Raw genomic sequence first — 13,836 nt, forward strand, 5'->3', positions numbered from 1 at the left:
CCAGGCTCAGCGACTTGTCCAGGCCCAGCCAAACGTTTTCGGCCACGGTGAGCGTGTCAAACAGGCTGAAGTGCTGAAACACCATGCTGATGCCCAGCTTGCGCGCTTCTTGTGGGTTGCGGATGTTGACCGGCTGGCCCTTGAAAAACACCTGGCCCTCATCGGGCTTGACCGAGCCGTAGATGATTTTCATCAGCGTGGACTTGCCCGCGCCGTTTTCACCCAACACGGCATGGGCCTGCCCCGGCATCACCGTGAGCGACACGTCCTGGTTGGCCACCACGCCGGGGTAGCGTTTGGTGATGCCTTGCAAAGACAAGAGGGGGGTGGTCATGACGGGCTCAAGGGGTTCGGATGGGGCAATTGGGCTGCACTGATTTTCACCTGTTCGCGCAACCACCGAGCAGAGGCCGACGCATGGCTGCGTTCGTGCCACAACTGGTAATAGACCATCTTGGGGAAATCCACCGGGCAAGGCAGCATCGTCAAACCCGGCAGCGCTTCCGGGCCTTGCAAAAAGCGCTGGCAATACTGGCGGCCCGTGGTCAACACAAGCAAACTCGATGCCACCATGCGCGGCATCAAACCAAAGTGGGCGCAACGCGCCGAAATGTTGCGCACCCAACCGCGCTGATCCAGGTGCTCGTCGATCACACCGCGCCAGCCAAGGTAAGCTGGGGTGGGCGCAATGTGCTCACAAGCCAGCCAGTCGTCCTGCGTCCAGCCCCGGCGCACCGCCGGGTGTTGGCTGCTGACCAGGCACACCACATCGTCTTCAAACAATTGGGCGCGGTGCAGCTCTTCGCTGGGCTGGGCCCAGTTGCCAATGACCACATCGATCAGGCCCTGACCCAGATCGTGCGCGTACTGAGCCTGTGCAGACAGCGCATGCACTTCCACCCGGCAGCCCGGTGCCAGCGACTTGATGCGCGCCACCACCGAGGGCAAAAACAAAGGGTCCAGTGTGTCGCTGGCAGCAATGCGGAAAGTCTCGCCAGCATGGGCGGGGTCAAACACACGGGCGGGCGAAAACAGGCTCTCGGCCGATTGCAGGATTTGCGACACCGGCCCCAGCATCTGCAGGCCCACATCGGTGGGCACCATGCCGGTGCCAGAGCGCACCAAAATCGGGTCCCCCGTCAGCTCACGCAGGCGTTTGAGCGCCACGGACACGGCGGGCTGCTGCTGGCCCAGTCGCATGGCGGTTTTGGAGACACTGCGTTCGGTGAGCAAGGTGTGAAGGGTTCGAATGAGTTGAAGGTCGATCTTGTCAAAAAGATGCGGCGGCTTCATATCAGATTCCCGATACAGCTTATGGCTTGGCGCATGCGCATTGCAGGGTTAACCCCGAAAAATTTGCGCGCCATCCATGCTAGTTGATCGCTCTTGCCCATGCCTTTGTCTCTGAAGTTGCCACTGTTTTTTCATTGCGGGTCGGTCACGCTGCCAAACCGCGACTTTTAAAGAATGCAGGGGAATGTAACACCTGTGCATGTGGCGACATGTGCCGAAGAAGTCGTTTACTTTGCCAATGGCGCAGACACCGTCTGCGCCATTGGACTGGCCTCAAGTTCAGCGCGCCACAGTCAAGATCCTGGATGACTTGCTTGGTCTGAATAACAAGAAAGTGAGGCCAGCCATTCCCAAAACCCCATAGCCAGTATCGTGATTTGGGCATATCAGCCCAAAGGCTTTGGTCTAGCATGAAGCACGCACAAGACGATGCCCATGAACCCAACTCCTCACCCTGTTACCGAAGCCCCCCTGCGCTTTTGGCACCGCGATGCGGTGGTTGAGCGCTGTCACGTTCCCCCCGACCGAACTTTGCTCGACCTGTTGCGCGAAGACCTGCGCCTGACCGCCACCAAAGAGGGTTGCGCAGCGGGCGACTGCGGGGCTTGCACCGTGGTGGTGGCAGAAGCCGTGAACGGGTGTTTGCACTACCGCGCTGTCAACAGCTGCATCAAGCCCGCGCACGCCATCGACGGCCTGGCGCTGTGGACCGCCGCCGACCTGGCCCAAGCCGACGGCACGCTGCACCCGGTGCAGCAAGCCATGCTGGCGTGCCATGGCTCGCAGTGCGGCTTTTGCACCCCCGGTTTTGTCATGAGCCTGTTTGCGCTGTACCAGCGCACGGTGGCGCTTGGCCAAGGCGTGGACAAGCACAGCGCCATGGAGGCCTTGTCGGGCAATCTGTGCCGCTGCACAGGCTACCGACCCATCGTGCAAGCGGCTTGCAGCATGGGCGAGCAGCCCAACCGCCGCTTAAACGAAACCCCCATCGTGGTCGCTTTGCAAGCCTTGGCCGACACAGCCCCTGCGACCCATCGCAGCGCCTACCAACGGCCTACCGACTTGCACGGCCTACTGCAAGCTCGCGCCCATCATCCGCAAGCGCAACTGCTGGCCGGGGCCACCGACGCGGGCTTGTGGCTCACCCAAGGCCTGCGCCGCCTGCCGCAAATCATCGACCTCACCCGCGTGGCCGAGTTGCGCCGGGTAGAGCATTACCCGCAGCACATCGCCATCGGCGCGGCGGTGAACTTGCAAGACGCTTTTGAAGCGCTGGCCGCCGACCGGCCGGTGATCGCGCCCTTTGGCGAGCGCTTTGCGGGCTGGCCGGTGCGCCAGTCGGGCACGCTGGGCGGCAATGTGGCCAACGGCTCGCCGATTGGCGACAGCATGCCGTTGCTCATCGCACTCGGCGCACAGCTGGTGCTGATGGCCTGGAGGAAAGGCCGCGCGGTGCACCGCCATGTGCCGCTCGAGCAGTTTTACACCGGCTACCGCCAAAGCCTGCTGGCCCCGGACGAGGTACTGGCTTGGGTGGTGGTGCCCAAGCCTTTGCCAGGCGAATGGCTGGGCGTCTACAAAGTGTCCAAGCGCCATGAAGACGACATCTCGGCCGTGTGTTTGGCGGTGCAGCTGCATGTCGAAAATGGGCACATCAACGCCGTGCGCATCGGCGCGGGCGGTGTGGCGGCCACACCTGTGCGGGCGCTGAAAACAGAAGCGGCCCTGCTGGGTCAAGTCTGGAACGAAACCTCCTTGCAACAAGCCCAAACGGTCATACAGCAAGAGTTTTCACCGCTGAGCGATTTGCGCGCCAGCGCCAGCTACCGCCGCCAGATCCTTGCCCAGCTGCTGCGCCGCGCCTGGCTGGAGAGCACAGGGCACCTCACCGTTCGACTGGAGGCAGTCGCATGAAAACGCCATCCAGCAAAGCCCCAGACAGCAGCACCCACCGCTTTCACGAAAGCGCCTGCGCGCAGGTGCAAGGCCGCGCCAGTTACATCGACGACCTGCCCTTGCTTGAGGGCACGCTGCACGCCGCGCCGCTGATGAGCCCGGTGGCCAATGCCCAACTGCTCGACATGGACCTGAACGCCACCCTCGCCTCGCCCGGTGTGAGCGGGGTGGTCACCGCAGAGGACATCCCGGGTGACCCGCTGCTGGCCACCTTGGTGCACGACGAACCCATCTTTGCCGGGCCACAACTCATGCACGTGGGCCAGGTGATGGGTTTGGTGCTGGGCCACAGCCACACCCAAGCGCGGCAGGCCGCACGCCTGATGCGATTGCAGACGAAGAACGACACGCCCTTGCTGCACGCCCGCGATGCCCTGCAAGCGGGCAGCTTTGTGTTGCCCCCAGTCACGGTGCAGCGCGGCGACGCCACTGCGGCCTTGCGCGCCGCAGCCCACCAATTGCAAGGCGCGCTGGAGATCGGCGGGCAAGAACATTTTTATTTGGAAAGCCAGATCGCCTACGCCATCCCGCAAGACAAGGGCCACTGGCTGATCCACAGCGGCACACAGCACCCGGGCGAGGTGCAGCACTGGGTGGCGCATGCGCTGCACATTCCGCTGTCGCAGGTGCGGGTGGTGTGCCGTCGCATGGGCGGCGGCTTTGGCGGCAAAGAAACCCAAGCCGGACATTTGGCGGTGTGGGCGGCGCTGGCCGCGCACAAGTTTGGGCGGCCGGTGAAGATGCGGCTCGACCGGGGCGACGACATCCTGATCACTGGCAAGCGCCACCCTTTCAGCCACGACTGGAGCGTCGGCTTTGATGCAACTGGCCGCGTGCTGGGGCTCGATTCGGTTCAGCTGGTGCACTGCGGGCACAGCGCCGACCTGAGCGGCCCGGTGGCCGATCGGGCGATTTTTCACACCGACAACGCTTATTTTTTAAGCGACCTGCAAATCACCTCGCACCGCTGCAAGACGCACACCCAAAGCCACACGGCGTTCCGCGGCTTTGGCGGGCCGCAAGGCGTGCTCTTGATCGAGACCGTCATGGGCGACATGGCCCGGCACTTGGGGCTGGATGCGCTCGATGTGCGCTTGGCCAACCTGTACGGCGTGGCGGATGGTGAAAACAAGCGCGACACCACGCCCTACGGCATGAAGGTCGAAGACAACATCCTGCACCCACTGATGACCCAGCTGGCCGAGCGCTGCAACTACCGCACACGCCGCCGCGCCATCAGCGACTGGAACGACCAGCACACGGTCATCAAAAAAGGCCTGGCGCTCACGCCGGTCAAGTTCGGCATCAGCTTCACCGCCACGCAGTTCAACCAGGCGGGCGCGGTGGTCTCGGTCTACACCGACGGCAGCGTGCGCGTGAACCACGGCGGCACCGAAATGGGCCAAGGCCTGCACACCAAGGTGTGTGGCTTGGTCGCGCGTGTGTTGGGCCTGCCCGCCACCCAAGTGCAAGCCAGCGCCAGCGACACCGACCAAGTGGCCAACGCCAGCGCCACCGCGGCTTCGAGCGGCACCGACCTGAACGGCCGCGCCGCCGAAAACGCCGCGATACAAGTGCGCCAGAACATCGCCGCCTGCATCGCCAAGGTCGATGGCTGCAGCGCCGAGGGCGTGCGTTTTGAAGGCGGCCAAGTCATCAGCCCCGCGCGCCAGCGCAGCTTCACCGAGGCCGTGCAATACGCCTATGGCCAGCGCGTACAACTGTGGAGCGACGGCTTTTATGCCACGCCCAAAATCCACTACGACCGCAGCACCTTGAGCGGCAGGCCGTTTTATTACTTCGCTTATGGCGCGGCCTGCAGCGAGGTGGCTATCGACACGCTCACGGGCGAATACCGCGTGCTGCGCACCGACATCCTGCACGACGTGGGGCATTCGCTGCACCCCGAAATCGACATCGGCCAGATCGAAGGCGGTTTTGCGCAAGGACTGGGCTGGCTCACCACCGAAGAACTGGTGTGGAACGCCAAAGGCGAGTTGCTCACCAAGGGTGCCAGCACCTACAAAATCCCGACCGCCGCCGACATGCCGGCGCAACTGAACATCGACCTGTGGCACGAGGCCAACCGAGAAGACACGGTGGGCGGCAGCAAAGCCGTGGGCGAGCCGCCCTTCATGCTGGCCATCAGCGTGTTCGAAGCCTTGCGCGACGCCATCGGCGCGACACGCCCCGGCCACACCCCCATCCGCCTGGACACCCCCGCCACACCCGAGCGCGTGCTGAACGCCCTCCTGAACCGGGTTTAATTGTTTAATTGGGGTCTGACCCCAATTTATGTTTAATTGGGGTCAGATCCCAATTTATGACCCCGATTTATTTGACTTGAATTGATCCTCCGATGACGGACCTTCCCTGTGTTTCCCATTTGCAAGGCTGGCGCGCAGGCCTTTTGTGGTTTCCTGACCCACTCGGCCCCGAGGCTCGGCATGAAAGCGATGGCCTGCTGGTCACCGCCCGCGAAGCCGATGGCGTTGTGCGCATCCAGGCCATTGGCCCTTACCGCGAGCTGGCCTCCCAGTACCCCGACCTGCCCGTGACCCACTGGCCCGGCCTGTGCATCGCGCCCGGCTTTGTGGACTTGCACATCCACTACCCGCAAACCGACGTGATTGGCTCGCCCGCCGACGGCCTGCTGCCCTGGCTTACGCACTACACCTTTCCACACGAAAAGCAGTTTTCCGACCCGGCTTACGCGCACGAGGTGACGAGCTTCTTTTTGGACGAGCTGATGCGCCACGGCGTGACCACGGCGCTGTGCTTTGCCACTGCCCACCCCGAGTCGGTCGATGTGTTCATGGCCGAGGCGCAAAAGCGCCAATTGCGCATGGTCACTGGCAAGGTGCTGCAAGACCGCCACAGCCCGGACGGCCTGCGCGACACCGACACCGACTTGAGCCTGCGCCAAACCGAAGCGCTGATCCGCCGCTGGCACGGTGTGGACCGCCTGGGCTACGCCATCACGCCGCGCTTTGCCCCCACCAGCACACTGGCGCAGCTGCACGGCGCGGGCGAGATCGCGCAGCAGTTTCCCGAGGTGTGGATTCAATCGCACGTGGCCGAAAACCTGGATGAAATCCGCTGGGTGCACGAACTCTTTCCCGATGCGCGCAGCTACCTCGATGTGTACGACCGTGCAGGGCTCTTGCGCGAGCGCTCGGTGTACGCGCACTGCATTTATTTGGACGAGGCCGACCGCCGCCGCATGGCCGAACTGGGTGCGACCGCCGCCGTCAGCCCCACCAGCAACCTGTTTTTGGGCAGCGGCTTTTTTGACTACGCCGCCTCGGACGCGGCAGGTCTGTGCTACGGCTTGGCCAGCGATGTGGGCGGCGGCACCAGCTTCAGCCCTTTTCACACCATGCACGCGGCCTACACCGTGGCCAGGCAAAGTGTGGGGCGTCCGGGCATCAGCCTCGCGCCCGAGCACCTGTGGTGGCAACACACGGCGGGCGCGGCCGCTGCGCTCGACCTGAGCGGCCAAGTGGGCAACCTGCTGCCCGGTTGCGAAGCCGACTTTGTGGTGCTCAACCCCCAAGCCACACCCCTGTTGGCGCGCCGCACCGCACAAACCGAGACCTTGGCCGAATGGCTGTTTGCGCTGATCGTGCTGGGCGATGAACGGCTGATTGCGCACACGGTGGTGCAGGGGCAGCCTGTGAACGTCGACCTGCAAAACCATGCATGAGCTGACCGACAATTGGGCATGACCGCCAACGAAGAGCACCTCATCATCGACCCCTGCGCATCCCAGCGCGCGTCTGTGCGCCGGGGCATTGCGCAGTTTCAGCAACGCCTGCAGGCCGCAGGCCATGACTTCCGGGAGCCGCCACCCGAGCCGACCTCGTGCTGCGGGCGCGGCTGCAATGGCTGCGTGTGGGAAAGCTACGACGCGGCGCTGCTGTTTTGGTACGAGGACGCTGGGGCTTTGCTGGCTTAAGGCTATCCAGCCCCCATTGGATCAAGCAGAGGCTGGCTGTTGGAACACCCGAATGCGTGGCGCAATCGCAGCAGTGAGCGTTCTCGCGGCTTGGCGCATGTCGTACTCGGTTTGCAGGTTCAGCCAAAAGCGGGGCTCCATGTTGAAAAACAGCCCCAAACGCAAAGCGGTATCGGCCGTCACGGGACGCTTGCCATTGACCAGATCGCTGATTCGACTGGGCGACACATCCATGTCAGCGGCCAGCTGACGCGCGGTAATCCCCATGGGCTTCATGAAGTCTTCCAACAAAATTTCGCCGGGGTGAATTTTGTCAAGTGATTCGGTCATCTTCAACTCCTCAGTGGTAGTCCACGATTTCGACTTGGTCAGCGCCGTTGTCGTGCCAAACAAAACAGAATATTTAAAAAACACGAATCCAGGTGCCCCATCACCCCGTCAAGCCTTTGACATCGCGCTTTCGATGTCCTGCGCGGCCGCAGGCCGCACCAGCCGTCCCACTTCCTGTCCATCGCGCAACAACACCAAGGTGGGCCAGAGCTTGACGCGGTAGCTGCGGCACAAGGGGCGGCCGGGGCCGTCTTCGACTTTGCAGTGCTGCCAATGCGGCTGCGCGGCCAGTCAAGTAACAACCCGTGCTGTGGATGAAAAATCCCAGACTGCAAAAATGAAGCGGTCAACGACGGTCAACGACGGCCAACGCATTGGCAAGATCATCCACCAACGCAAAATCAGCGGAGATTGACGCAAAAGACACCCAGTAGGAGCGGTCTCCGACCGCGAAGACCCCTATCGCGGTCAGAGACCGCTCCTACAAATGGTGTTCAAACCCCGGCCAGATCGCGCAGCGCTTGCGGGTTGGGCAGGCCCAGCACCCGGCCGCTGCCGCTGATGAGCTGGCGCTCGCGCAGGTGGCGCAGCACCCGCGAAAACGTTTCTGGGGCGATACCCAGTTGCGCAGCGATGGTCCGTTTGCGTTCGGTCAGTTTGACGGACAGACTGCCAGACTGATCGGTGGGTTCAGCATGACGCAGCAACCATTCAGCGCAACGTGCATCGGCGTCTTTGGCCAAGCGGCTCACACCCATTTCAGTTTGTTGACGCTGCGAACGCGCCATGTCCATGAGCAGGTTTTGCGAGGCCTCGGGCAAAGCGTGCACATCGGCCACAAAATTGGGTACGCTCACGTACTGCACATGCACCTCGGTTTCGGCCACCGCATCAACCGCGTGCGGCAAGCCCAGCAGGCCCGATGCAGCCTCCAGCCAAAATGGCCCTTCCACCACGCCCAGCTGGTGCGCCATGTGGCCATCCTCCAGCACCCCCAGCACCACGCGCCCCTGCATGACATGCAGGATACGGTCTACCGCGTCACCTCGGTGCAGCAACACAGTGCCTGCGACCACGGGGGCTGCGGGTTCGGACAAAGGGGGCAAAGAAATATCCAACATGGTGGAGCCAAATGTGCCAGAACAGCCAGCACCTGGCTTTGACGCACATCAAATCAGTCGTTCAACGAACCAAATGCAGCCTGCACCAGCGGAGAACACCAAACAAAGCTGGCGAATTTTGAGGGTTTGCCGGACTTGCAAATACCGCATCACCAGCCATGCCAAGCCGCCCAAACCACCCACCACCGCCGCTTGCGCCAATTCAATGCCCAAATTAAAACCCAGCAAACTCCAAAACCGGTGTGCAGAGTCAAGGCCAATGGCTTGCAAACTCGAGGCCAAGCCCAAACCATGCACCAAGGCGCTGGCCCACACCAACACCAAACGCAAGGTCATGCCCATGACACGACCGTGTTGCAGCAACCAGATCTCAGCCGCAGCCATGCCCATGACCGTCAAAGCGATGCCAGGCTCAACCCAAGCTGTGCCAAAGGGCAACTGGCCCATCAACCCCCAGGCCAAGGTCAAAGCGTGTCCAAAAGTGAAAGCACTCAAAATGACCAGAATTTGTCGCCAACTGACCCCGCCAAGCAACACCACGGCCAAAAACAGCAAATGGTCCCAACCCATCAGGATGTGCATGACACCCAATGCGGTGTAGTCCAGCGTCACTTCCCATGGGTTTGGAAACAAGGTCCGTTCGGGCCGCTCGGGCGTCAAGACCATCAACTGCTTATGCGCTCCCTGCGTGACGGCAATACTCAATTGCTGCTCGGCCTGGGACTGACCAAACAAACCCGCGCGAAAAGCCATGTTGTGCACAGGGGTCACATTCACGGACTCCACAGGATGGGCCAATTTAAAGCGCACCAACACCACCAAATGGTTCACTTCGTGCGCTGCCAAGTCATCGCTTGGGGTAGGCACCAAGGTGATGCCATCGATGTCTCTGGGACCCTGGGCATCGGTCAAACGCAACTGGGCCCGCAACTGCTGATGAATGCGGTCTTCATGTGCGGTCAGCTCTTGGCTAGACCAAGCCCCATCACCATCGTCGTCAATGCCACTGAAAGCCGACACCGGTAAAGAAACCACCAGATACGCGCCGTCGCCCTGCAAATGGAGTGTGCCTTTTTGCGCGACCATCAAATGGGCTTGTGCGCTGGAACAAAAAATCCCAAACGCGACAGCCAGCCAGTGTGCGCTTCGCCACACCCAGCTCATGCGTGCTCCAGACGGTGGCACGCCATCGGCCCAGTCCGCATCATGGGCGCGCGTTAGCCCAAGCTGCAGGCGTGCCTTTCACGCAACGTTGGATGAAGGGGTAGGTTTTGGTGATGAAGTAATGGTAAATGCCGTTTGGAAACTCGGGCGTCACGCCAGTACGGCCATTGCACTCGTCCAAATCACCCAAATCGGCCTCATATTCCCAGTCTTGCTGGAAGTGCCCCATGGCGAACAAGCTGGTCGAAGGACGGTCTGAATCGGGCGAAGTTTTGGTGCGGAAGCTGCCCTTCATTTCCTTGAGCGAAGAGCTGGCGCTGTTGGCCGTGGCGTAGCCCAGGTTGGCGTAAATCGGGAATCCATCTGCAGCCCAGCCGACCAAGGTCATGCTGGTCGCGCTGGCAGCGTTGAGCTTGGGGATCAAATGGGTGGGCATGCCGTGGTAGTGGTATTGGCCGTTGGGCTGGACATGGGCGTTGTTCTCGTCGGTGCCAAAGTCAAACTTCCAGGGGCTCACGGCCGGGTCACCCATGGCCTCCATGCGCCAAGCGCCGGTGCCGCCTGCGTAGTTACACCCCGACATGACAGAACTGGCTGTGTTGGTGCAGGTGCCTGCGGTGCCGGGGTCCATCTTCACGCTGTTGAGCGCAAACCCAGGCAACTTGACCGCAGTGCTGCTGGCCATGGCCACGGGATTGATCGTCACGCTGCCCGACACCGGTTGCGCTGACACCTTGGTCGCAAAATTACCACCGGTCACCACGTGGTTGGGGACACCGTTGCCAACCAAATTGCGCAATGTGTTGTTGCAAGTCCAGCTGTAATTGAACGCCAAGTTGTCATTGACCTGCGTTGCGAGGCCACCCGGCACCGTGTTGTTGTAAGACAAAGCCTGTGTGCCGCTGTTCAAGACACTGCACAAAACCCCGGCCGTGCCGCTGGCCATCGTTCCCTCGCTGGTCGTCCCCGTCGTGCTGTCACCGCCACCACCACAAGCCAGCAAACTGGAAGAAATCAGCAGCCAAAGGCCGCACTGGACAAAATGTTGTGTACGAAATTGATCAGTCATATCTTTTCAATAAAATTTCTAATGCAAAATTTTTTCACTTGAGAACCCAAATTATGTTGGGCATTCAAAAGAATTTTCCGCAAAGAAATGTAAAGATTGACCGGTCAACAGCGGCACCTCTTACATCACCAGCATGGCCCGGAAGTCGTTCACATTGGTGTGCGTGGGCCCGGTGATGACCAGGTCGCCCAGAGGCTCAAAAAAACCATAGGCGTCGTTGCGCTGCAAATGATCGGCCACTTTGCGCCCCAGCGCAGCAGCGCGCGCCAGCGTGTCGGGCGCCACTTGCGCCCCGGCGTTGTCTTCGCTGCCGTCGATGCCATCGGTGTCGGCCGCCAGCGCCCACACGCCGCCCTGGCCTTGCAGGGCCTCTGCCAGCCCCAAGCAAAACTCACCCGCCCGCCCACCGCGCCCGCGGGGCGTGCCCGCAGGCTGGGGCCTGAGGGTCACGGTGGTTTCGCCGCCGCTCAAGATCACGCAGGGCTTGGTGAACGGCCCCAGGCCCTTGGCCGCTGCACGCGCCAGCGCTGCATGCACCTTGGCCACCTCGCGTGACTCGCCCTCGATCTCGTCGCTCAAGATGTAGGCATTCAGCCCCATGGCGCGCGCTGCAGCGGCTGCGGCCTCGAGCGACTGCTGGGGCGTGGCGATCATGTGCACGCTGTGGCCCGCAAACACCGGCGAGCCGGGTTTGGGCGTTTCCCAAACACCCGACTGCAAAGCCTGCAGCAGCGAATCGGGCACGCTGATGGTGTAGCGCCTGAGAATGGTCAGCGCATCGGCGCAGCTGCTGGCATCGGGCACGGTGGGGCCACTGGCGATGATGGACGGGTCGTCCCCCGGCACATCGCTGATGGTGAGCGTGACCACCCGCGCAGGTGCGCACGCTGCCGCCAAGCGCCCGCCCTTGATGCGCGAGAGGTGCTTGCGCAGGCAGTTCATCTCGGCAATGTTCGCCCCGCTGGCCAGCAGTTGGCGGTTGATGTCTTGCTTGAGCTGCAAGCCGATGCCATCGGCTGGCAAAGTCAGCAAAGACGAGCCGCCGCCCGAAATCAGGCACAGCACCAAGTCGTCGGCTGTCAAGCCTTGGGTGAGTTCCAAAATGCGCTCAGCCGCTTGCAGCCCCGCTGCATCGGGCACCGGGTGCGCGGCCTCGACCACTTCAATGCGTTCAGGCAAGCCCGCCGGGCGCGGCGGTGTGTGGCCGTAGCGTGTGACCACCAAACCCGACAATGGCGCGTCTGCGGGCCAAAGGGCCTCGACCGCCTGCGCCATCGCACCGCCCGCCTTGCCAGCGCCCAGCACCAGGGTGCGGCCCTTGGCAGGGTCTGGTGGCGCAGGCAAATGGGCGGCTGTGTTGTGCAGCGGCAAGGCACGCTGCACCGCCACGTCATATAGCGCTTTCAAAAAGGCAGAAGGGTCTTGGGTCAAGCTGGAGATGTGGGGCTGGGCATCATGCATGGGCAAATTGTGCCCCAAGGCAGGTAAAGTTCGACCCATGACCACGCTGCTCATCCACCGCGCCCGCTGCATCGCAACCCAAGACGATGCCAACACTGAACTGAAAGACGCCTCGCTCTTGATCCGCGACGGCCGCATCGAAAGCATCATTCCCGCCACTGCAAACACCGACGAACTGCTTGCGCAAGTCGATGAGGTGATCGACGCCCGCCGCCATGTGGTGGTGCCGGGCTTGATCAACACGCACCACCACATGTACCAGTCGCTCACGCGGGCGATTCCCGGGGTGCAAAACGCCGAGCTGTTTTCTTGGCTCCAAGGCCTGTACCCGATCTGGGTGGGCCTCACTCCTGAGATGGTGCGTGTCTCAGGCCAAGTGGCCATGGCCGAGCTGTTGCTGAGTGGCTGCACCACCAGCTCTGACCACCTCTACATTTACCCCAACGGCGTGCGGCTGGACGACAGCATCGAAGCGGCACACACCATGGGCATGCGCTTCACGGCCACACGCGGCAGCATGAGCGTGGGGCAGTCGCAAGGCGGCCTGCCGCCCGACAGCGTGGTCGAGCAAGAACCCGCCATCTTGAAAGAAACCCAGCGCCTGATCGAGACTTGGCACGACGCCAGCTACGGCGCGATGACGCATGTGGCCGTTGCCCCCTGCTCGCCCTTCAGCGTGAGCAAGGACTTGATGCGTGAATCGGCAAAATTAGCCCGCGCTCACGGCGTGCGCCTGCACACCCACCTGGCCGAAAACGACCACGACATCGCCTACACCCGCGAGAAGTTCAACTGCACCCCGGCGCAATACGCGCAAGACCTGGGCTGGGTGGGCCACGATGTGTGGCACGCCCACGGCGTGAAGCTGGACGACGAAGGCACGTATTTGTTTGCCCGCACGCGCACCGGCATAGCCCACTGCCCCTGCAGCAACATGCGCTTGGCCAGCGGCATCTTGCCCCTGCGCAAAATGCTCGATGCGGGTGTGCCGATTGGCCTGGGCGTGGACGGCAGCGCCAGCAACGACGCGGCGCATTTGCTGAACGAAGCCCGTCAAGCCATGCTGCTGGCGCGAGTGGGCAGGGCCATGGAGCCACCGCGCGTCGAAGACGGGCGCACCGTGTACGGCTGTGACCGAGGCCCCGCCGAAATGACACCCCGCGACGCCCTGCGCCTGGCCACACGCGGCGGTGCCGAGGTGCTGGGCCGTGCGCACGAGCTGGGGCAAATCACCGAAGGCTTTTGCGCCGACATCGCGATGTTCCGCACCGACACCCTCAGCATGGCCGGCGGCGCGGTTCACGACCCGGTGGGCGCGCTGCTGCTCTGCGCCAGCGACAAGGCCGACCACACCCTCGTCAACGGGCGCGTGGTGGTGCGTCAGGGCGAAATTGCAACGGTTGACATGGGGCCGCTGATCGAACGGCACAACCAACTGGCTTTGCAGTTGGCTTTGACAGGAAAATGACGGTATTGGGTCTGCA

Annotated in this window: 12 protein-coding genes and 1 pseudogene; 5 read left to right on the forward strand and 8 right to left on the reverse strand. The window is 62.4% G+C overall.

Annotated features, from left to right (window positions below; genetic code table 11):
• A partial coding sequence (locus tag ACIQ39_RS02350; protein ID WP_396433005.1) for an ATP-binding cassette domain-containing protein occupies positions 1-334 on the reverse strand: 334 nt, incomplete at its 3' end.
• Positions 331-1,293, reverse strand: coding sequence for a LysR family transcriptional regulator (locus ACIQ39_RS02355; protein WP_396433006.1), 963 nt, complete (start codon positions 1,291-1,293; stop codon positions 331-333). The genes ACIQ39_RS02350 and ACIQ39_RS02355, both read right to left, overlap by 4 nt.
• A 429-nt stretch (positions 1,294-1,722) precedes the next feature.
• Here ACIQ39_RS02355 and xdhA point away from each other — a divergent pair, with 429 nt between their 5' ends.
• From xdhA to ACIQ39_RS02375, 4 genes are all read left to right on the forward strand, one after another.
• Complete coding sequence (xdhA, locus tag ACIQ39_RS02360; RefSeq protein ID WP_396433007.1) at positions 1,723-3,207, forward strand: xanthine dehydrogenase small subunit; 1,485 nt, start codon at positions 1,723-1,725, stop codon at positions 3,205-3,207.
• Positions 3,204-5,516, forward strand: a complete 2,313-nt coding sequence (xdhB, locus tag ACIQ39_RS02365; RefSeq protein ID WP_396433008.1) for a xanthine dehydrogenase molybdopterin binding subunit — start codon at positions 3,204-3,206, stop codon at positions 5,514-5,516. Before xdhA ends, xdhB begins: the two co-directional genes overlap by 4 nt.
• Positions 5,517-5,608: 92 nt before the next feature.
• Positions 5,609-6,955, forward strand: coding sequence for a guanine deaminase (guaD, locus tag ACIQ39_RS02370; RefSeq protein ID WP_396433009.1), 1,347 nt, complete (start codon positions 5,609-5,611; stop codon positions 6,953-6,955).
• Between the two features lie 18 nt (positions 6,956-6,973).
• Positions 6,974-7,207 carry an oxidoreductase-like domain-containing protein gene (locus tag ACIQ39_RS02375; protein ID WP_396433010.1) on the forward strand — a complete coding sequence of 78 codons (234 nt, stop codon included), beginning with the start codon at positions 6,974-6,976 and terminating at the stop codon, positions 7,205-7,207.
• 21 nt (positions 7,208-7,228) lie between these two features.
• Here ACIQ39_RS02375 and ACIQ39_RS02380 read toward each other — a convergent pair whose 3' ends face one another.
• From ACIQ39_RS02380 to ACIQ39_RS02405, 6 genes and pseudogenes are all read right to left on the reverse strand, one after another.
• Entirely contained in the window at positions 7,229-7,537 is a 309-nt protein-coding gene (locus tag ACIQ39_RS02380; protein ID WP_396433011.1) for a HigA family addiction module antitoxin, read from the reverse strand.
• A gap of 108 nt (positions 7,538-7,645) precedes the next feature.
• Positions 7,646-7,828, reverse strand: a pseudogene (locus ACIQ39_RS02385) (thioredoxin family protein); the annotation flags it as partial.
• A gap of 203 nt (positions 7,829-8,031) precedes the next feature.
• Positions 8,032-8,658 carry a Crp/Fnr family transcriptional regulator gene (locus ACIQ39_RS02390; protein ID WP_396433012.1) on the reverse strand — a complete coding sequence of 209 codons (627 nt, stop codon included), beginning with the start codon at positions 8,656-8,658 and terminating at the stop codon, positions 8,032-8,034.
• A gap of 48 nt (positions 8,659-8,706) precedes the next feature.
• Positions 8,707-9,744, reverse strand: a complete 1,038-nt coding sequence (locus tag ACIQ39_RS02395) for a HupE/UreJ family protein (RefSeq protein WP_396433013.1) — start codon at positions 9,742-9,744, stop codon at positions 8,707-8,709.
• A 118-nt stretch (positions 9,745-9,862) separates the two neighbouring features.
• Positions 9,863-10,891, reverse strand: coding sequence for a YHYH protein (locus ACIQ39_RS02400; RefSeq protein ID WP_396433014.1), 1,029 nt, complete (start codon positions 10,889-10,891; stop codon positions 9,863-9,865).
• A gap of 120 nt (positions 10,892-11,011) precedes the next feature.
• Positions 11,012-12,352, reverse strand: coding sequence for a glycerate kinase (locus tag ACIQ39_RS02405; RefSeq protein ID WP_396433049.1), 1,341 nt, complete (start codon positions 12,350-12,352; stop codon positions 11,012-11,014).
• A gap of 37 nt (positions 12,353-12,389) precedes the next feature.
• Between ACIQ39_RS02405 and ACIQ39_RS02410 the strand changes: the two genes are divergently transcribed.
• Complete coding sequence (locus ACIQ39_RS02410; protein WP_396433015.1) at positions 12,390-13,820, forward strand: 8-oxoguanine deaminase; 1,431 nt, start codon at positions 12,390-12,392, stop codon at positions 13,818-13,820.
• Positions 13,821-13,836: the final 16 nt, after the last annotated feature.

It is taken from the genome of Limnohabitans sp. (assembly GCF_044361645.1).
Classification (GTDB): domain Bacteria; phylum Pseudomonadota; class Gammaproteobacteria; order Burkholderiales; family Burkholderiaceae_C; genus Limnohabitans_A.

Bases quoted from the DNA above. Each gene is read 5' to 3' on its own strand.
- ACIQ39_RS02410 (WP_396433015.1), top strand. From the start codon at position 12,390: ATGACCACGCTGCTCATCCACCGCGCCCGCTGCATCGCAACCCAAGAC.
- ACIQ39_RS02400 (WP_396433014.1), bottom strand. From the start codon at position 10,891: ATGACTGATCAATTTCGTACACAACATTTTGTCCAGTGCGGCCTTTGG.
- xdhB (WP_396433008.1), top strand. From the start codon at position 3,204: ATGAAAACGCCATCCAGCAAAGCCCCAGACAGCAGCACCCACCGCTTT.
- ACIQ39_RS02405 (WP_396433049.1), bottom strand. From the start codon at position 12,352: ATGCATGATGCCCAGCCCCACATCTCCAGCTTGACCCAAGACCCTTCT.
- xdhA (WP_396433007.1), top strand. From the start codon at position 1,723: ATGCCCATGAACCCAACTCCTCACCCTGTTACCGAAGCCCCCCTGCGC.
- ACIQ39_RS02390 (WP_396433012.1), bottom strand. From the start codon at position 8,658: ATGTTGGATATTTCTTTGCCCCCTTTGTCCGAACCCGCAGCCCCCGTG.
- guaD (WP_396433009.1), top strand. From the start codon at position 5,609: ATGACGGACCTTCCCTGTGTTTCCCATTTGCAAGGCTGGCGCGCAGGC.
- ACIQ39_RS02380 (WP_396433011.1), bottom strand. From the start codon at position 7,537: ATGACCGAATCACTTGACAAAATTCACCCCGGCGAAATTTTGTTGGAA.
- ACIQ39_RS02395 (WP_396433013.1), bottom strand. From the start codon at position 9,744: ATGGTCGCGCAAAAAGGCACACTCCATTTGCAGGGCGACGGCGCGTAT.
- ACIQ39_RS02355 (WP_396433006.1), bottom strand. From the start codon at position 1,293: ATGAAGCCGCCGCATCTTTTTGACAAGATCGACCTTCAACTCATTCGA.
- ACIQ39_RS02375 (WP_396433010.1), top strand. From the start codon at position 6,974: ATGACCGCCAACGAAGAGCACCTCATCATCGACCCCTGCGCATCCCAG.